Origin of the sequence: Microbacterium sp. NPDC078814 (assembly GCF_040702645.1) — a bacterium.
In the GTDB taxonomy this organism is placed as follows: domain Bacteria; phylum Actinomycetota; class Actinomycetes; order Actinomycetales; family Microbacteriaceae; genus Microbacterium.
The window spans coordinates 24,656-41,460 of record NZ_JBFBLT010000010.1 but is presented as its reverse complement, the minus strand read 5'-3'; the positions used below and the strand labels follow the sequence as shown (position 1 = coordinate 41,460).

Here is a 16,805-nt window from a genome sequence, read left to right as displayed (position 1 = left end):
CTGCAGGTCACGGATCCTTCTCGATTCCCCGTCCCCGCAGGTGGATCTGCACAGCTTCGTCTGCTCCGGCAGAGCCACCACGTAGACCAGTCGCACCCAGCGAGCCGCCCCGTCGGGTCTCCGAACGCCTCGTGGCCGGCTCCGCTGCTCCCCACTCACCGAAGCTCTGAAGGGATGTCACCCGTGAGGCCGGGTATGTCGGCCCCAGCCAGAAGCCGGGCCGCGTTGCCAATTCAAGGTGGTACCTCGTGAGCGCACAGGCTGCGTCCGCTAATGTCGCCTTCACCGGCCATGACCTGCGCCTCATCTCGCAAGCCCTGCAACATGCCAAGCGCGGACGGCGATCATCAACCAGAACATCGTCCTCTCGTTCGCGATCATTCTCGCGCTGCTCCCGTTTGAGATCACCGGCATACTGGGCGTGCCGCCGTCGTCTTCGTCCGCGAGATTACCGAAGTCATCGTGTTCGGTAACGGTCTCCGTGCCGCACACGCCACACGACAATTCTCGGTGCAGCACCTACCTCGCTATCCGCCACCGCGACTGCCGAACGATTCTGAGCGCGGTTTTGGGGTGCGCTCACCATGCGACGTACGGAACAATGCACCCGCCCCATCTTTGTGTTCATGCCAGGCGCACGCAGGCGCACTGGGAGGCCGCAAGCGTGCCCTCGGCGGCTTCTGTCTCCTCACCTAGCTCACGAGGCACGTGGTCACCAGTCTCCCGTTCCGCGTCGCTAGCAACATCAATGGCCTCGGTCTTCTTCTCGCGGTGCCACAGGATCGGCGCCGCGATGGCCCCAGCGACGGCGAGCGCTGCGAGGATCGACCAGGCGAGGGTGAATCCGGACGCGGTGCCGACCCATCCCGCGATCGGGTAGGTGACGAGCCAGGCCAAGTGAGACAGCGAGAACTGCGCCGCGAAAGCCGCCGGGAGCTCGCGCTTCGCGACCGAACCTCGAATGACACGTCCGGTGGGCGTGACGATCAAGGCCATCCCGCCGCCGATGACCACCCAGATCGGTGCCGTGATCATCCAGGAAACCGCCTGGCTGGCGGTCATCGCGACGGCCGCCAGCACGCCGACAAGCAGGACCGCGGCACCCGTCATCATCACGACCCGCTCGGCGACCCGATCGAGCACGCGTGGCAGGAACAGAGCGACCAGCAGTGTGCCACCGCCGGAGGCTGCGAGCATCCATGCCACGTCGGCCTGCGTGCCGCCCAGTTGATCGCGGACGTAGTTGACCGTATTGACCACCACGATCGATCCGGCTGCGGCAACCACCAGATTCAGTGCCATGACGCCGCGCAGACGCGGAGTGCTGAAGAAGACCTTCACGCCCGAGGTGACCCGGTTCCACGCACCCGCGTGCCCACTCGGCGCCGCATTGGGGATGCGAGTCGAGAGCACCAGGACGGCCGAAATTACGAAACCCACCGAGGTGCCGACGAACAACCAGTTGAACGTCATGAACGTCAGAGCGACCGCCGCGAGCACCGGACTGAGCAGGCTCTCCATCGTGTAGGCCACCTGCGACGCGGACAGCGCCCGCGTGTAATCGGACTCCTCGGCCACGATATCGGGGATGACCGCCTGGAACGTCGGCGTGAACGCCGCAGAAGCCGCCTGCAGCACCCCGATGAGAACGTAGATCTGCCAGATCTCCGTGACGAACGGCAGAGCGAGCACCACGGCTGCGCGCACCACGTCGAGCAGGGTCAGGAACATCCGCCTCGGGAGCCGGTCGGCATAGGCCGCCGCCAGAGGCGCGATCAAGACGTACATGACCATCTTGATCGTCAGCGCCGTCGCAAGCACCGCCCCCGCGCTCGGGCCGGCGAGCTCGTAAGCGAGCAGACCGAGGGCGACGGTCGCCAACCCCGTCCCGAACAGGGCGATGATCTGCGCGCTGAACAAGTGACGGAAGTCGCGGATCTCGAACAAACGCATGGGGTTCTCCTGACCTTCGTGGAAACTCTCCACCATCAACCATATACCCCCTAGGGGTATTCCCGTCAGTCTGCGCATGGCGGAGCACGGAGCTGCTCGGCGGGATACGGAGCCAGTCGGCCTCGGCCGTGCCGATCACTCCCGCCGTCGGCGGATGCACATCGGGGGCCGGTAAACTCCGGAGTATGGCGGTGACGGCGGCAACGCGATCCAGGAAGGGCCTTCAGGGCCTCCTCCGGCGCGTCGTGCTCGGAGGGCTGCTGGTGGCAGCGGTTGTCCTCGGCCTGCTGGCCATGCACACGCTGAACCTGCACGGCACCGCGGTCGCCCACGCGCCCGCGGCGATCTCGGTCTCCGCCAGCGACGCCGTGGGCGCTCATCACGGCACGGCGGGCGCCCATGAGTCCAGCGGCACTGCCAGTGATGTCGGTGGTACGTGTGCGGACTGCGGGGGTGGCGACCATCTGGGCATGGCGATGGCATGCGTGCTCGCATTACTGCTCGTCCTTCTCATCCTGGTGCCGCCTCGGCTTCTGCCTGGATGGATGCACACCGCACCCCGGCCGCCCCTCGTGGCGCGTTTCATCGACCGGCTGTTGCCTCGGGCGCCGTCGCTGCACGTTCTCTGTATCAGTCGCACGTGATGGAGCGGTGAACCCGGCGCACACCAGCGCCGACGGTTCCCCTCTCTCATTCACGCGGTGCCCGCCCGGGTGCCGCGCCACTGAAGCGACTGTTGATATTGGATAACACTCATGAAGTTTCGCACCGCGGCGACCGCCGCACTCGCCCTCACCGCCGCGCTGGTCCTGGCCGGATGCTCGGCCGGAAGCGACGACGAGGACTCGATGCCGGGCATGGACCACGGCTCGTCCGAGCAGGCAGCCGACGCCAACGACGCGGACGTGATGTTCGCCTCGATGATGATCGTCCACCACGAGCAGGCCATCGAGATGAGCGACATCGTCCTCGCCAAGCAGGATGTCAACCCCGAGGTGGTCGAACTGGCCGAAGCGATCAAGGCCGCCCAGGGGCCCGAGATCGAACAGCTCCAGGGGTGGCTGGACGACTGGGGCGTCGACCCCGAGGAACAGCAGATGGACGGGATGGACCACAGCGACGGCATGATGACTGAGGACGACATGGCCGCCCTCGAATCGGCCGACGGACCCGAGGCCTCGCGACTGTTCCTGGAGCAGATGATCGTCCATCACGAGGGAGCGGTCGAGATGGCCCAGACGCAGGTCGATGACGGCAGTAACCCCGATGCCGTCGAGCTCGCGCAGACCATCATCGACGCGCAGACCACCGAGATCCAGCAGATGCAGGACCTCCTGGCCACCCTCTGATCGACCATCAGGGTCGGTGCCGCGGCGAGATCGCCCGGCACCGACCCATCCGACACTCTTGAAGGATCACACCATGCCCCATCCCACCACGCCCCGGTGGCGGAAACTGATCGTTGTCACCACCGCGATGCTTGCCGCCACCCTTGTGCTCGCCGGATGTGCCACCGCGTCCTCGCCCGAACCCGCGTCGCCCTCGACCAACAGTCGGGCCGTCGACACCGACTTCCTGGCGGACCACGACCTGGAGGGCCTCGACGCCGCGCAGGTCATCGAACGGCTCGACACGATGCCCGTCGCTGACCGACCCGCCGATCTGATCGCATCTGTACAGCCGTATGCGCTCGTGCTCACCGACGACCAGGAGCGCGAGACACAGCTGCCGATGCCCGAAGACGAGGTGTACATCTCGGTCGCTCCCTACCGGGAACAGACCCATGACTGCTACTTCCACAGCCTGACCACCTGCCTCGGCGAACTCGCCAACACCGAGGTCCAGGTCACCCTCACCGGCGATGGGGGCGACGTGCTCCTCGACGAGGTACGGCAGACCTACGACAACGGCTTCATCGGCATCTGGGTGCCTCGCGGCATCAAAGCAACTCTCAGTATCGAACACGAAGGGCAGGTGGGAACCACGACCATCTCTACGATGAACGAAGACGACCCGACCTGTATCACCGCGGTGCAACTGACCTGATCGCACAGCATCAATGCTGCTATTTCGCACGCATAAAACGATGCCTCGGTCGACCATTCCATGCCGCGAGCGACAGGGAAGGCCGACCGAGGCGGTGGCATCGAATCGGTTGACGTTGAGTATCGTGCCCGGCAACCGCTGACGAGCTCAGCTTGGACGGGCTGCAGCCCGTTGTGCGTAGCGTGCCTGGGCCACAGAATCCGACGGAATTACGAGAGTCGGAAGCGTGGCGTGATGGAGCACGTTCGCTGAGGTGCTCCCAAGCACAGTGGCCTTGAGACCGCGTAGCCCTCGAGAGCCGATCACGATGAGCTCGACGTTCAGCCGATCGGCGGCATCGAGGATCGCTTCGGAGGCGGTAGCAACCGTTGAGGATACGAGCGACTCGGCCTTGAGCCCCTTCGACTGAGCCAGTTCCGCCCCTTCGGCGGCGATCTTTTCGGAGGCGTCGAGTGCGGCCCTGTCGAGTGCGTCGAGCTTCTCCAGTGCCGGGTGGCCCTGGAGGTGCGCGGCGAATCCTTCCATGGGCTGCCGTGCGTAGAACACGACGGCTTCCGTGCCCGGGAAAAGAGAGGAGGCGGATTCGATGGCGTACTTCGCGTTGGGTGAGCCATCGTAGGCGATCAGCAATCTCGGTACAGACATGGTGCTCTTCTTTCGTTCAGTAGTTAGATGTGACGCGATGCAGAGTTATGAGACTGGCAGTGCGCGAGTAGGTCGCTTGGTGCGGAAGAACATCGGGACGAGGATCGCACCGGCGAGGGCAATGATCCCGGCCGCAATGAACGCCGCCGAGTACCCCTGAGTGAGCGCTTCGGTGTCACCGAGCTGTCCCGCGCCGAAGCCTGCAGCGACGGCAGACACGACGGCGAGACCGATCGCGGACCCGACCTGGTAGCTGGTATTCACGATGCCCGAGGCGAGACCGCCTTCCTCGGGCGGGGCTGCAGAGATGGCAACTTGCAGCGAGGGGATGAAGGCAAGTGCTTGCCCGAAGGCCACGATGAGCGAGGGTCCGAATGCGTCGACCCAGTAATTGCCGTCGGGTCGAATGAAAGCCATCCACCCGAGGCCCACCGCGAGGATGACGAGGCCGAGCACGATGGGGACCTTCGGTCCGACTGCCGCGATGATCCGAGGAGCGAGCACGATCATGCCGAGCATGATCAAAATCGTCATCGGAAGAAGAGCTGCTCCTGCCGGGAACGCGGAGAAGCCGAGAACCTGCTGCAGGTACAGGTTCAAGAAGAACCACATGGGCACCCACGCCCCGCCGAGCAGCACCTGCGCAAGGTTTGCGGCGCCCAGATTGGGAGAACGGAAGATCGACAGCCGCATCAGAGGCTCGCGCTTGACGCGCTGGATGATGACGAACAACACGAGGAGGATGACGCCGAGTCCGATCGCGATCCACGTCTCTGGCGATGCCCACCCGGCGACTTCAGCGCGCACGATTCCGTAGACCAGCGCCGCGAGGCCCACAGTTACCGTGAGCGCACCGATTACGTCAACCGACCCGCGCGCGCCGAGCTTACCGCCAGGCAGCGCCTTCCACATGACCAGCAGCACGAGCACCGCGATAGGCACATTAATGAGGAACACCCACGGCCAGGAGGCGAACTCTGTGATCACACCGCCGAGGAAGACACCGGCGGTGCCGCCGGCAGGAGCGGCCGCCCCGTAGAATGCCATCGCCTTCGTGAGCTCCTTTGGGTTTGCACCGAACAGCATCATCAACAGCGTCAGCGCGGCCGGCGCGATGAGCGCAGACCCCGCCCCTTGGAGCACCCGGCCGAGCAGCTCGACCGGCACGTTACCCGCGAGACCTGCAACGAGAGACCCGATCGCGAGGATCACCCAGCCGGTCGCGAACATCCTGCGCGGCCCGAACAGATCGGAGAGGCGCCCGCCGAGGAGCAGGAGTCCGCCGAGCGCGATCACGTAGGCGTTGAACACCCAGGAGAGATCGTGCGGGGTGAAGCCGAGATCGACTTGCATACGGGGCAGGGCGACTCCGATGATCGAGGCGTCCATGATGACCATGAACTGGGCCAGCGCGATGAGGAAGAGGCCCCACCACCGGGCGCTGCTTGTTGGAGGGGACGAGGACATATTTGGGCTCCATTCGAGTTGGGCGGCAAAAGGTCGTATGACGCCTTCAAATATATACCCTAGGGGGGTACGGTAACAACACGGCGATGCCGGTGCGCTCAGTTGCCCGAACCTGCGCGAGGTCCACTCCCCGGGATTACCCGAGTCCGACCGGTCCCCCGCACGTTTGCAGCGCTCAGTTCTCCGTCATGAGCGGCGGCGATACAGGCGCGGCCTGCCCACGCCGCGGAGCGACAGCTTGCAGCGACGTTGCTGGGGCGGCAAACAAGGTTAGTGAGGCAACTTGATTGACGCGATGCGTCGCGCCGGGGAGGTCGCGGCGGTCATGCGCTCGCAGCCGTCCGCCACGGTTCGCATTCGACGGCTAGTCTCGGCTGCCCTCGCCGCCTCAGTCAACGGCCCACCCGTTGCATGTCACGCGTTGGATTCTGAACGCCATCCTGCGTGGTGAAGCCGTTCAAATCCTTCGAGAAGGATGTCGAGCGCAAATATGAACTCGGCCTCCTCGTCGCAGTCTGCCCCCGCATGTGACGCTGTGGAGGCCATGCGGACGATGGCCGGGTACGCATCGGCGTACGCCACGAGGGCCGCTGACCGCGTCGAGGCATCGGCGGGCAGTGAGGGCGTGGGCATGACATCCCGAGTGAAGCCCCACATACGCGTGCTGAGCGCATGCATAGCGTGGTGCACGAGGTCCGCGGAGAGGCCCCCGCGAAACATGGCGTCCATCAGCGCATCCATATGAGAGAGCACGGCATCGCCCGCCATCCTCCGAGTCTCAATCGCCGGGCGCACCCACCCGTGGCGCGTCGTCGCTGCTCGCGCCGCGAGGATGCGTGCTCGGAGCTCGTGCCGCCAGTCGTCATCCTGGATCGGGACGTCGAACCCCGCGACGACCCGCTCGACCATCGCGTCGATCAGTTCCTCGCGATTCGCCACGTGCTTATAAAGCGCCATCGGCGTCACGCCGAGGGCTTGCCCCAGACGCCGCATGCTCAGACCGTCCACGCCGACCTCATCTGCCAGCGCGATGGCGGCATTCAGCACGGAGTCGCGGTCGAGAGGAGGTCTGACGCTTGACATATATACAGCGTATACCTAAACTGGCCACTACGGGTATACGCCGTACACCACGAGAGGTCTTGCATGAGTCAGCAGAACCGCATCTACGCGCGCAGCGCAGGCATCGTCTACCTCGTCACGCACGTGACCTCTGTGACTGCCGTGGCCGCGTACGCAGCTTCGGCCGTGCCGTTGGGGGTGGCGCTCGAGTTCATCCTCGCGCTCGGCTGCCTGCTCACGGGCCTGCTGCTCCTCCCCCTGCTGCGCCCGGCCGGCGAGGTGCGAGCACTCACGTTCGCGTTCCTACGTACGCTCGAGGCTGCCGTTATCGCCGCCGGAACACTCCCGATGCTCGCGCTCCTGTGGACCGATGCCGCGGGTACGGTGGCGGGTGAATCGCTTGAGGCGCTGCACACCGCCGCGTTCCTCGTCGGCCAGGGTCTGGTGATCAGCGTCAACACGATCGTCCTGGGGTGGTTGCTCCTGGAGTCGGGCCTCGTTCCCCGTGCTCTCGCCGTCCTGGGCCTGATGGGCGGCGTCTTGGTACTGGGCAGCAACGCGGCGCAGCTGTTCGGGCTCGTGCCCCTGAACGGCGCGGTCGCGGGCGCGTGCGCCGTACCCGTCTTCGCCTTCGAGCTCTGGTTCGCGTTCCACCTGATCATTGTTGGGCTCCGGCCACGCACCGACCCGAGCGCGGCAGCAATCCCGGACGCCATCCCGGCCGCGTGAAGAATCCACCGCTCATCAACCGGAGAGCGCGACTTCGCGCCTCCACCTAGCCCCCGCCAACAGAGCGCCGGCGATGGTCGGCGCCCTGAACGATCGCTGTCGGTCGCGGATTGAGCCGATTTTTGCAACTGCTAAAACTGCCTTTGCCCTCGGCCGGTCCCGTTCACGAACCAAGTGCCCCGTCGGGTTCCCGCTCGGTGTTATCGATCCGGCATGCTTGGTGCGTGCCGACTACCTCATTAGTCGACCCCCGTGCGGACAAGCGACTGTGATACGCGCAGGTACCGACCGAGGCTTTGGGCCTAGTGGAGGTGCCTACGGGATTCGAACCCGTGTGAACGGCTTTGCAGGCCGCTGCCTATCCTCTCGGCCAAGGCACCAGGAGTTCAGTCGCCGGGGGTGAGTCCGGCGACAAGGTTGAAGGCTCCGGTGAGGACGTTCAGTGCCACCACGCCGACGACGTCGGCGATCTCTCGGTCGCTGTACCCGAAGCCGCGCAGTTCCTCCACCTGCGCGTCGGTGATGGACGCGGGCTCCCGGTAAACCCGTGTGCCCAATTGGATCATGGCTGCGATGGAGGGATCGTGCGAGGTGCTTTGCTGCGCCCGGGAGATCTCGTTCTCCGAAAGCCCCAGGGAGCGGGCGGCGTCGATATGAGAACGCAGGCACATACCGCAGCCCTGTTGGGTCTGCACGGCGATCGAGACGAGCTCGCTGACCTTGCGGTCGAGCTTCGCCCTGCGCATCGCCTTGCTCAACTGCAGGTAGCCGCCGAGCACGGCGGGCGAGTGAGCCATGGTCGCCACCATGTCACCGACGGTGCCATGTCGCTCGACGAGCTCGCCCAGGAGATCACGGGAGGCCCCCACAGCAGAGGCCGGGGTGAGTTGGGAGAATCGCGGCATGATGCTCTCCTTCATCGGATCGAGGCGGGTGGAACGTTGCGAGCGACGGCAGCAGGAGGAGGATTGCGTCTCAGGAGCGCACCAGGCGGTTGATCGCGTCCGTGGCTTCCTGGATCTTCGCTTTGCCTGCATCGTCGCTGAGCTTCGCGGCGTCGAGCACGCAGTGTTTGAGGTGATCGTCGAGCAGCCCGGTGGCGACGCCTTGGAGGGCGCGAGTGAGCGCACTCACTTGGGTGAGGATGTCGATGCAGTACTTCTCCTCGTCGATCATCTTCGCTATCCCGCGTGCTTGCCCTTCGATGCGCTTCATGCGCTGCAAGTACTGAGTCTTGTCGTCGATGTAGCCGTGATGACCGGCGGCGACGTCATTCTCCGATGTCATGGGAATCCTTACTGTTGGCGTTCCAGAACAGAACGGGTACTGGCTGAGGGTGTGAGGTCGATGCTGCGCAGCAACTGCGCGTTCAGCGCGACCACGACGGTCGACAGCGACATTAGGATCGCGCCGACGGACATCGGGAGTACGAAGCCGACCGGTGCCAGGATACCGGCCGCTAGCGGCACCGAGATGAGGTTATAGCCGGCTGCCCACCAGAGGTTCTGCTTCATCTTGCGGTACGCAGCGCGGGAGAGCTCGATCACGGAGAGCACGGAGCGGGGATCGGAGCTAGCTGTACTGCCCAGGGACGTTGTTTGATCTGGCTTCCCTGATGTGACGAGAACCTCCCGGCAGAGTGAAGCTGCTACCGCATCCGCTCTGAACCAGGGAGGTTCTCGTGTCTCACGCTAACGCGGCGCTGACCCCGCGCCAAAGGCTCCGTCTCGCCCAGAAGGTCATCGACGAGGACTGGACGATCGCGGCAGCAGCGGACTACTTCCGGGTGTCCTGGCCAACCGCGAAGAAGTGGGCGCTGCGCTACCTTGAGCTCGGCGAGGAGGGCATGGCCGACCGATCGTCCCGGCCGCACACTCATCCGAACCGGACTCCGCAGCGGCTGGTGAAGAAGATCGTGCATCTGCGGATCCGCAAGCGCCTCGGCCCAGTTGAGCTCGCGGGTCGGTTGGAGATGGCGTCCTCGACCGTTCATGCCGTACTGAAACGTTGCCGGTTGAACCGGCTCTCGCATATCGACGTGAAGACCGGTGAGCCCGCTCGTCGCTACGAGCACGAGGCTCCGGGGGCTCTGATCCATGTCGACGTGAAGAAGCTCGGCAACATCCCCGACGGCGGCGGCTGGCGCTACGTCGGACGGTTCCAGGGCGACCGCAACCGAGCCGTCACAGCCAAGCGCACCGGGAAGCGCGGCATCGCCGGCGACATGGTCACCGGCACCGCCTACGTCCACACCGTCATCGACGACCACTCCCGCGTCGCTTACGCCGAGATCCACGACGATGAACGCGCCGAGACCGCGATTGGCGTCCTGCAGCGGGCAGTGTCCTGGTTCGCCGACCGCGGAGTCCGCGTCGAGCGAGTCCTTTCCGACAACGGCTCCGCCTACCGCTCCCACGCCTGGCGGCACGCCTGCGCCGAGCTCGGCATCACGCCCAAGCGGACCCGTCCTTACCGCCCCCAGACGAACGGGAAGATCGAGCGATTCCATCGCACCATGGCCGACGGTTGGGCCTACGTGAAGCACTACAACAGCGAATCAGCCCGCCGAGCAGCCCTGCCGGCCTGGCTGCACTTCTACAATCACCACAGGCCCCACACCGCGATCGGGAAGCTCCCGCCCATCAGCCGGATCTCAAACAACCTGGCTGGGCAGTACAGCTAGCGAGGATGACGCCGGCTGAGGCGATCGCCACGTCCGTGCCAGCTCCGATCGCGATGCCGACGTCGGCCTGCGCGAGCGCAGGGGCATCGTTGACGCCGTCGCCGACCATCGCGACCTTCTTGCCCTCGTGCTGCAGAGCGGCAACCTTGCCAGCCTTGTCCTCGGGGCGCACGCCGGCGATCACGCGGTCGATGCCGAGCTCGCGGCCGACTTCACCTGCCACTGCTTCGGCGTCGCCGGTGATCATGACGACCTCGACACCGAGCCTGTGCAGCGCGTCGACGGCGTCGCGGGATTCCGGCCGGATCTCGTCTGCGAGTCGGAGCCCGCCGACCACCTGACCGTCGCGGATCACGTGCAGGATGATCGCGCCCTCTTCCCGCCATGCGTCAGCATCGCCGACTTCCGGCTGGCCGGTCTCCTCGAGCAGTCGCGGTCCGCCGACCCGGATCACGCGTCCGCCGACGGTGGCGGTGACACCGACCGCCGGCGACGACGAGAACCCGCTCGCGGACTCGAGGGTGAGTCCGCGATCTTTCGCCGAGGCGACGATCGCTCTCGCGAGCGGATGCTCGCTATCGGCCTCGGCCGCGGCGGCAAGCGCAAGCACCTGGTCGGCGTCGAGATCCCCTGCCGGCGCGACCGCGGTGACCGTGGGCTCCCCCTTGGTGAGGGTGCCGGTCTTGTCGAAGAGTACCGCGTCGACCTGGCGCATGGATTCCAGCGCCAGGCGATCCTTGATAAGCACCCCGCCGCGCGCGGCGCGCTCGGTTGCGATCGACACGACGAGCGGGATCGCGAGGCCGAGCGCATGCGGGCAGGCGATCACGAGCACCGTGATGCTGCGCACCACTGCGGAGTCCGGGTCGCCCGTGAGCGTCCATGCGATCGCGGTTACCACTGCGGCGCCGAGCGCGAACCAGAACAGCAGTGCGGCGGCGCGGTCGGCGACGCGCTGAGCGCGCGAGGACGAGTTCTGCGCCTCGGCGACCAGACGATTGATCCCGGCGAGAGCGGTGTCGTCGCCGGTGGCCGTTATCTCCACACGCACACCGGAGTCCGTAGCGACCGTGCCGGCGATCACCGCCTCACCTACGCCTCGCGTCACGGTGCGCGATTCTCCTGTGATCATGGATTCGTCCATTGCCGCCCGACCGTCGACGATGCGACCATCCGCCGGAACGCTCCCGCCGGGACGGACGATGACGATGTCGCCCACGCGCAGGTCAGTTGGATCGACGGTGAAGACCTGATCGCCGTCCACGCGCTCCGCTTCATCGGGCAGCAGCGCGGCCAGCGAATCAAGCGCGGATGTGGTCTGCGCGAGAGATCGCATCTCGATCCAATGGCCAAGCAGCATGATAACAACCAGCAGCGCGAGTTCCCACCAGAACTCGAGCTCGTGGTGCACGAGGCCCAGGGTCGCTCCCCAGGATGCGAAGAACGCTACGGTGATCGCCAGGGCGATCAGCAGCATCATCCCAGGCTTGCGGGACCTCAGTTCACTCCACGCCCCCGTGAGGAACGGCCAGCCACCCCAGCCGTACATGACAGTGCCGAGCACTGGCGCGATCCACATTGCCCACTCGGGCACTTCGTAGCCGAGCAGCATTGCGAACATGGGAGAGAACGCCACCACGGGGACAGCGATCAGGAGGTTGATCCAGAACAGGCGGCGGAACTGCCCGACATGGTCGCCATGCCCACCATGCCCACCATGCCCACCATGCCCACCATGCCCACCATGCCCACGTGTGACGGCGCGAGGGGTCGTCAGGGAGGGCGGCGACGATGTCTTCGGTGCTGATCCCTGCGAGGCTGGTGCGCTCGTCTTCGACCCAGCGAGTGATCGCGGGAAGAATGCCATACATCTGGCCTTTGACGGTCATCGTGTCGCGGGGCTGACGGCGCGGCGGGGTCTTGGAACCGTCGACCATGATGTCGCGCCAGAGCTCGAGCTGGGATCGCATCGGCTCAGGAAGGGCGTGAGTCTTGCGTTCGAAGAGCGTGGTGAACGAGGGCCCCCGATCGTCGATGAGCAGCCCCGCGTCTTCGAGGACTTCGATGGTGGAGCGCATGTTGCTTCCGCCGTCGTAGCTGCGCATCGCGAGGATGTCAGAGGCGCGAAAGCGCAGATTCGCGCCGGGGAACACCAACTGCAGGACCTTCAGGGTGCGCCTGACCTGGTTGGTCTGTCGCTTGCTCCATGCGTACTCGCGGGCGCGGGCGTAGAGGAAGTGGTCGGTGCGGCTGGTGATGTCGCGCAGCCTGATCTCATTGGAGCGCTGACGGAGGCGTTCGGGGTCGGGGTCGATAGGAAACAGCACCGGCTGGTAGCTGGCGGGAACCGGCGGCGGCGTGTTGATGACTTTGAGCGCTTCGCGGATGCTCATCGCCATCGGCAGGCGGAGTTCTGCGGGCCGGCGGGAGTCGTTCATCGAGGCGAGGAAGAGCTGCTGGCCGTACTTGCGGGCCGCGTCGAGGTCGAGCGGTTCGCCGGGCGTCTGGTGGTAGCGGGCGGTTTCCAGGCAGAGGCGGCAGTAGCCCTGCTCACCGATGGTGACCTCGCGGTGGCAGGAGACACACTCGCCCTGCGGGTAGTGCGTGAACCACCAGCGGCACTTCCAGCACCGCCAGTTGCGTTGCCGGTAGACGCCCCAGGCGAGGCAGTCGCGGCAGGAGCCGATGAAGCCGGGGCTGCCGGGGTGACAGTGGGCGCAGAGCCCTTGGCTGTAATACTCGGCCGATCCGCACTTGCTGCACGCCGGCGGTGCGAACGGGCCGCCGGGGATGCAGTCGTAGCAGAAGTCGATTCGGGGCGTGAGCCACGCGGCCGGCTTCACCCCGCACGCAGTCCAGGGCAGCGGCGGACTCAAGGGTCCGTTCGGGCCGCGTGCCGGACTCATAGCGGTGGCGCCGGCCGATCGTTCTTCGGGCCGAACCGGGGCGCGACCATATTCGTGCTCCCACTCGCTTCTACCCGCCGACGGGCGCCGGGCTTGCGGGGTCGGACCTTCTCGGGCTCGGGCACGAGAAGATCAGTCGGCTCGCAACCGAGGACATGGCAGATGACGTCGAGATCGTCCAGCCGGATCGTGGTCGGGGTGCCCGTCCACAGCCCGTCAGGATTCTCGACAAGCGGTAAGTCCGTTACAGCGGGCGGGCGGAGCGCACCTGAGAGACATGAACCTCGGTCAAGAAGATGCGGCTATAGAGACAGCCAAAAATCCGCGGAAACACGCCAATCCCAGCGAGGCGGGAGGGGCGTCATGAGTCTCTCTCGGGAGGAGCTGGTGCGGAACATGATGGCTCTCGATGACGGGCTGCGGGAGATTGGCCGCAGGTTCGGGAAGCACGTGTTCTTGGCGGATGCGGATCCGGTCACGTTCGGGGCCGGGCACTACGTGTTCACCCCGATGGCCGGCTCCTCGCCCCGGCTGGCGATCACCGAGCAGTACACCGGCACCGACTGGTCTGATGATGAGCGCGTCCCCACCTCCTGGACGTGGGAGTCCGAAGCCTGCCTTGCCGAGCCTCGCGGCCGGTATCCGTGGGTGACGTTCGCCGAGGGCGAGATCGCGTCGGCCGGCTACGAGCGCCTGATCGTGATCGCGGAAGGCTGGGCCGGCGCGATCTCCGAGCTCGCCGAACGCGAAGCGACCCTCATCGTCGAAGTGACCGAGCGGCCAGAGCCGGGACGGCCGGGCGCGGGTCGCACCTTCATGGCATGAGCCTTCCACGTCGCCGCCGTACGCAGCCCCAGCCGACCACCCCAGCCGACACGCCACGGACAGTGGTGGTGCCTGCGGTGTTGCCGCAGATTCTGCTCGAGGCGGTGAGCGCGGACACGCTGATCGTGACGGTCAACGGCGACAAGCTCGCCGCGACCCCGATCCGCCGGGACGCGATCGCGCAGACCGTCACCGAGCTCGTCGCCAGGCTCGCGTCCCCGACGCGGGTGGAGGTGCGAGAGCTCGATGGCAGCATCCAGGCCGATGTCCTCACCCCGCCCGCACCGCCTTCCCCGTTCGCCCCACCCGAGAGTCCGTCGCAGGGGATGCCACTGTCGAGCTTGGTGGAGTTCACTGCGGACGGGTTCATCGCCGGGGAGGATGTCGCGGTCGCGGTGATCCTGCGGCACGCCTCCGCCGACCACACCGGAGGTGTGCGGGCGCTCCTGGATCGGGGCGAGGCGCCGAAGCCTGCCGGGGAGGTGCTGCTGTTCGGCCGGATCTCCGGCACCGCCTCCGTGCAACGCATCGACTAACCCAGCAACCCGCTTCGACCAGACCCCGCTGTCTGCCGCCGCACCTGCCTCCTGACCCCACCCACCGTTCAACCCCTGGGGTCGGGAGGCAGGTGCCGTATGTCTGGGCCGGTGCAGGCGAGGCCTGCCAACGACGTCTTCATCAATCTCGCACTCGGCGCCCTCGTCGCTGCCGCCGCGTTCACCGGGCTGCTCCGCCTCGCAGGCACCGTGGCCGCGTTCCTCACCGGCCTCCCCGAGCCGTCGGGCGGGTTCACCTCCGGACTCGGCGTGCTCGCCACCCCGCTCGACCCGGGTGCGGCGCTCGGCGCGGACGGGCTGAACCCGATCCTGTACTGGGCGGTCGTCGCCGCCTTCCTCCTCACCCTGGCCGGGGCGATCCTGCTCGTGGTGCGGGCGATCCTCCGCGCAAGGTCGACGGTAGATCCGCACCGGCTCGCGGGAACGGCGACCGCGGCCGAGGTCGTGAAGGTCGCCTCCCGGAAAGCGCTGCTGCGGAAGGCGTCGACGCTGCGCCCGTCACTGAACGGGACGGTGACGCCGGAGCAGGTCGGGTATTTCCTCGGGCACGGCAAGGGCGGGCAGGTGTGGGCGACCGTGGAGGACTCGATCCTCCTCATCGGGCCGCCGCGTGCGGGTAAAGGGTTCTTCGTTGCCGTGAACGCGATCCTCGACGCCCCGGGCGCGGTGATCACGACGTCGACGCGGCCGGACAATCTCACCGCGACGATGCAGGCCCGTGCCCGGAAAGGGAAGGTCGCGGTGTTCGATCCGCAACAGCTCGCGCCGGGGCTTCCGGCGGGGATGCGGTGGTCGCCGGTGCGCGGCTGTCAGGATCCGCTCACGGCGATGATCCGCGCGAAAGGCCTCGCCACAGCGACCGGGTTCGGCGGCGTGCAGGACGCGGGCTTCTGGGAAGGGAAAACGACCGCCGCGATCCAGTGCCTCCTCCACGCCGCCGCCCTCGACGGCCGGGACGCGCGCACCCTGTACCAGTGGGCGCTGAACCCCACGCTCGCCGCCGACGCGGTCAGGATCCTCTCCTCCCACCCCGCAGCGGCCGACGGGTGGGCCGACTCGCTGGACGCGATGGTGCAAGCCGACCCCCGCACCCGCGACTCGATTTGGCAGGGCGTGTCCCTCGCGTTCGCCGCGCTCGCCGACCCGCGCGTACTGGACGCGGTCACCCCGGCGGGTGGGGAGGAGTTCGACCCCGAAGAGTTCCTCACCGGCAACGGCACCCTCTACTTGCTTGCGACCGGGGCGGGGGCGGGGGCGTCGGCGGCGCTCGTGGCCGCGTTCATCGAAGACCTCGTCGAGACTGCGAGGAAGATCGCGGCCCGCTCACCCGGGGCGCGCCTCGACCCGCCCCTGCTGCTCATGCTGGACGAGATCGGAAACTTGAGCCCCTTGCCGTCGCTGCCGACGCTGATGGCCGAAGGCGGGGGTACCGGGATCACTCCGGTGCCGGTGCTGCAGTCGCTCGCGCAGGCGCGGGAGAAGTGGGGTGAGAACCAGGCGTCGGCGATCTGGGATGCGGCGATCGTGAAGATCATCCTCGGCGGCGCCTCCAACTCCCGCGACCTGCAAGACCTCTCCACGTTGATCGGGGAACGGGACGAGACCACCGACGCGATCACGACCGACGCCTACGGCGCGCACTCCAACCAGCGATCCATCCGCAGGGTGCCGATCCTCCCGCCCGACATCCTGCGAACCCTGCCGTTCGGCACCGGGGTCGTGATGCTCCGCACCGCACGCCCGATCATCACCCGGCTGCGCCCCTGGACGGCCCGCCCCGGTGCGAAACAGCTCCGCACCGACCGCGCCGAGATCGAGCAGACCCTCCAGCACGGTTCCACCCCCAGCCCGGAGGCCACGGACGGTGCTGACGGTGACGAGGAGGCGTAAGTCTCTGGTGGGGGTCGTACCTGCCTGGTGACCCCGCACCAC

Annotated in this window: 15 protein-coding genes, 1 tRNA gene and 3 pseudogenes; 9 read left to right on the top strand and 10 right to left on the bottom strand. The window is 66.7% G+C overall.

From position 1 onward, the window contains the following. Positions 1-192: 192 nt before the first annotated feature. Positions 193-501 (top strand): annotated as a pseudogene (locus AB0300_RS16385) (cation-transporting P-type ATPase); the annotation flags it as partial. Between the two features lie 123 nt (positions 502-624). Here AB0300_RS16385 and AB0300_RS16380 read toward each other — a convergent pair. Then, positions 625-2,031: an MFS transporter gene (locus tag AB0300_RS16380; protein WP_366216450.1), complete on the bottom strand. Its 1,407-nt coding sequence runs from the start codon at positions 2,029-2,031 to the stop codon at positions 625-627. A 107-nt stretch (positions 2,032-2,138) separates the two neighbouring features. Between AB0300_RS16380 and AB0300_RS16375 the strand changes: the two genes are divergently transcribed. The 3 genes from AB0300_RS16375 to AB0300_RS16365 all read left to right on the top strand — a co-directional run bounded on the left by AB0300_RS16375 (position 2,139) and on the right by AB0300_RS16365 (position 3,999). Continuing rightward, positions 2,139-2,597, top strand: a complete 459-nt coding sequence (locus AB0300_RS16375; protein ID WP_366216449.1) for a DUF6153 family protein — start codon at positions 2,139-2,141, stop codon at positions 2,595-2,597. A gap of 111 nt (positions 2,598-2,708) precedes the next feature. Further along, complete coding sequence (locus AB0300_RS16370) at positions 2,709-3,302, top strand: DUF305 domain-containing protein (RefSeq protein ID WP_366216448.1); 594 nt, start codon at positions 2,709-2,711, stop codon at positions 3,300-3,302. 73 nt (positions 3,303-3,375) lie between these two features. Next, positions 3,376-3,999: a CueP family metal-binding protein gene (locus tag AB0300_RS16365; RefSeq protein ID WP_366216447.1), complete on the top strand. Its 624-nt coding sequence runs from the start codon at positions 3,376-3,378 to the stop codon at positions 3,997-3,999. Positions 4,000-4,146: 147 nt separating this feature from the next. Here AB0300_RS16365 and AB0300_RS16360 read toward each other — a convergent pair whose 3' ends face one another. The 3 genes from AB0300_RS16360 to AB0300_RS16350 form a co-directional block, all read right to left on the bottom strand. After that, complete coding sequence (locus tag AB0300_RS16360; protein ID WP_366216446.1) at positions 4,147-4,644, bottom strand: universal stress protein; 498 nt, start codon at positions 4,642-4,644, stop codon at positions 4,147-4,149. 45 nt (positions 4,645-4,689) lie between these two features. Next, positions 4,690-6,111, bottom strand: coding sequence for a DHA2 family efflux MFS transporter permease subunit (locus AB0300_RS16355; RefSeq protein WP_366216445.1), 1,422 nt, complete (start codon positions 6,109-6,111; stop codon positions 4,690-4,692). A 414-nt stretch (positions 6,112-6,525) separates the two neighbouring features. Next, positions 6,526-7,158: a TetR/AcrR family transcriptional regulator C-terminal domain-containing protein gene (locus AB0300_RS16350; RefSeq protein ID WP_366216444.1), complete on the bottom strand. Its 633-nt coding sequence runs from the start codon at positions 7,156-7,158 to the stop codon at positions 6,526-6,528. A gap of 99 nt (positions 7,159-7,257) precedes the next feature. Between AB0300_RS16350 and AB0300_RS16345 the strand changes: the two genes are divergently transcribed. Beyond that, positions 7,258-7,902 (top strand): DUF4386 domain-containing protein, encoded by a 645-nt coding sequence (locus AB0300_RS16345; protein WP_366216443.1) that lies wholly within the window; start codon positions 7,258-7,260, stop codon positions 7,900-7,902. A 306-nt stretch (positions 7,903-8,208) separates the two neighbouring features. On the opposite strand, the gene AB0300_RS16340 is transcribed toward AB0300_RS16345, so the two are convergent. The 4 genes and pseudogenes from AB0300_RS16340 to AB0300_RS16325 form a co-directional block, all read right to left on the bottom strand. Continuing rightward, a tRNA-Cys gene (locus AB0300_RS16340) sits at positions 8,209-8,282 on the bottom strand. 6 nt (positions 8,283-8,288) lie between these two features. Further along, on the bottom strand, positions 8,289-8,822 hold the full coding sequence (locus AB0300_RS16335; protein ID WP_366216442.1) for a carboxymuconolactone decarboxylase family protein: 534 nt from the start codon (positions 8,820-8,822) through the stop codon (positions 8,289-8,291). 55 nt (positions 8,823-8,877) lie between these two features. Further along, positions 8,878-9,189: a metal-sensitive transcriptional regulator gene (locus tag AB0300_RS16330; RefSeq protein ID WP_054683621.1), complete on the bottom strand. Its 312-nt coding sequence runs from the start codon at positions 9,187-9,189 to the stop codon at positions 8,878-8,880. An 8-nt stretch (positions 9,190-9,197) separates the two neighbouring features. Further along, positions 9,198-9,479 (bottom strand): annotated as a pseudogene (locus tag AB0300_RS16325) (heavy metal translocating P-type ATPase); the annotation flags it as partial. A 104-nt stretch (positions 9,480-9,583) separates the two neighbouring features. Here AB0300_RS16325 and AB0300_RS16320 point away from each other — a divergent pair. After that, positions 9,584-10,585 carry an IS481 family transposase gene (locus tag AB0300_RS16320; RefSeq protein WP_134746365.1) on the top strand — a complete coding sequence of 334 codons (1,002 nt, stop codon included), beginning with the start codon at positions 9,584-9,586 and terminating at the stop codon, positions 10,583-10,585. Here the strand turns inward: AB0300_RS16320 and AB0300_RS16315 are convergent. After that, positions 10,581-12,452, bottom strand: a pseudogene (locus tag AB0300_RS16315) (heavy metal translocating P-type ATPase); the annotation flags it as partial. The gene AB0300_RS16320 and the pseudogene AB0300_RS16315 sit on opposite strands and share 5 nt — an antisense overlap. A gap of 1,035 nt (positions 12,453-13,487) precedes the next feature. After that, positions 13,488-13,703, bottom strand: a complete 216-nt coding sequence (locus AB0300_RS16310; RefSeq protein WP_366216488.1) for a helix-turn-helix transcriptional regulator — start codon at positions 13,701-13,703, stop codon at positions 13,488-13,490. A gap of 151 nt (positions 13,704-13,854) precedes the next feature. On the opposite strand from AB0300_RS16310, the gene AB0300_RS16305 reads away from it, so the two are divergent. The 3 genes from AB0300_RS16305 (at position 13,855) to AB0300_RS16295 (ending at position 16,763) form a co-directional block, all read left to right on the top strand. Beyond that, a complete protein-coding gene (locus AB0300_RS16305; RefSeq protein ID WP_054683731.1) occupies positions 13,855-14,316 on the top strand; it encodes a hypothetical protein in 462 nt (153 codons plus the stop codon). Then, positions 14,313-14,852, top strand: coding sequence for a hypothetical protein (locus tag AB0300_RS16300; protein ID WP_156366505.1), 540 nt, complete (start codon positions 14,313-14,315; stop codon positions 14,850-14,852). Before AB0300_RS16305 ends, AB0300_RS16300 begins: the two co-directional genes overlap by 4 nt. Positions 14,853-14,951: 99 nt before the next feature. Then, entirely contained in the window at positions 14,952-16,763 is a 1,812-nt protein-coding gene (locus tag AB0300_RS16295) for a TraM recognition domain-containing protein (protein ID WP_082406263.1), read from the top strand. The last annotated feature ends 42 nt before the right edge of the window (positions 16,764-16,805 follow it).

What these genes read in the sequence shown, in the direction of transcription:
- AB0300_RS16380 (WP_366216450.1), bottom strand. Translation starts at nt 2,031, where the DNA reads ATGCGCAGACTGACGGGAATACCCCTAGGGGGTATATGGTTGATGGTG.
- AB0300_RS16375 (WP_366216449.1), top strand. Translation starts at nt 2,139, where the DNA reads ATGGCGGTGACGGCGGCAACGCGATCCAGGAAGGGCCTTCAGGGCCTC.
- AB0300_RS16370 (WP_366216448.1), top strand. Translation starts at nt 2,709, where the DNA reads ATGAAGTTTCGCACCGCGGCGACCGCCGCACTCGCCCTCACCGCCGCG.
- AB0300_RS16365 (WP_366216447.1), top strand. Translation starts at nt 3,376, where the DNA reads ATGCCCCATCCCACCACGCCCCGGTGGCGGAAACTGATCGTTGTCACC.
- AB0300_RS16360 (WP_366216446.1), bottom strand. Translation starts at nt 4,644, where the DNA reads ATGTCTGTACCGAGATTGCTGATCGCCTACGATGGCTCACCCAACGCG.
- AB0300_RS16355 (WP_366216445.1), bottom strand. Translation starts at nt 6,111, where the DNA reads ATGTCCTCGTCCCCTCCAACAAGCAGCGCCCGGTGGTGGGGCCTCTTC.
- AB0300_RS16345 (WP_366216443.1), top strand. Translation starts at nt 7,258, where the DNA reads ATGAGTCAGCAGAACCGCATCTACGCGCGCAGCGCAGGCATCGTCTAC.
- AB0300_RS16335 (WP_366216442.1), bottom strand. Translation starts at nt 8,822, where the DNA reads ATGAAGGAGAGCATCATGCCGCGATTCTCCCAACTCACCCCGGCCTCT.
- AB0300_RS16330 (WP_054683621.1), bottom strand. Translation starts at nt 9,189, where the DNA reads ATGACATCGGAGAATGACGTCGCCGCCGGTCATCACGGCTACATCGAC.
- AB0300_RS16305 (WP_054683731.1), top strand. Translation starts at nt 13,855, where the DNA reads ATGAGTCTCTCTCGGGAGGAGCTGGTGCGGAACATGATGGCTCTCGAT.
- AB0300_RS16300 (WP_156366505.1), top strand. Translation starts at nt 14,313, where the DNA reads ATGAGCCTTCCACGTCGCCGCCGTACGCAGCCCCAGCCGACCACCCCA.
- AB0300_RS16295 (WP_082406263.1), top strand. Translation starts at nt 14,952, where the DNA reads ATGTCTGGGCCGGTGCAGGCGAGGCCTGCCAACGACGTCTTCATCAAT.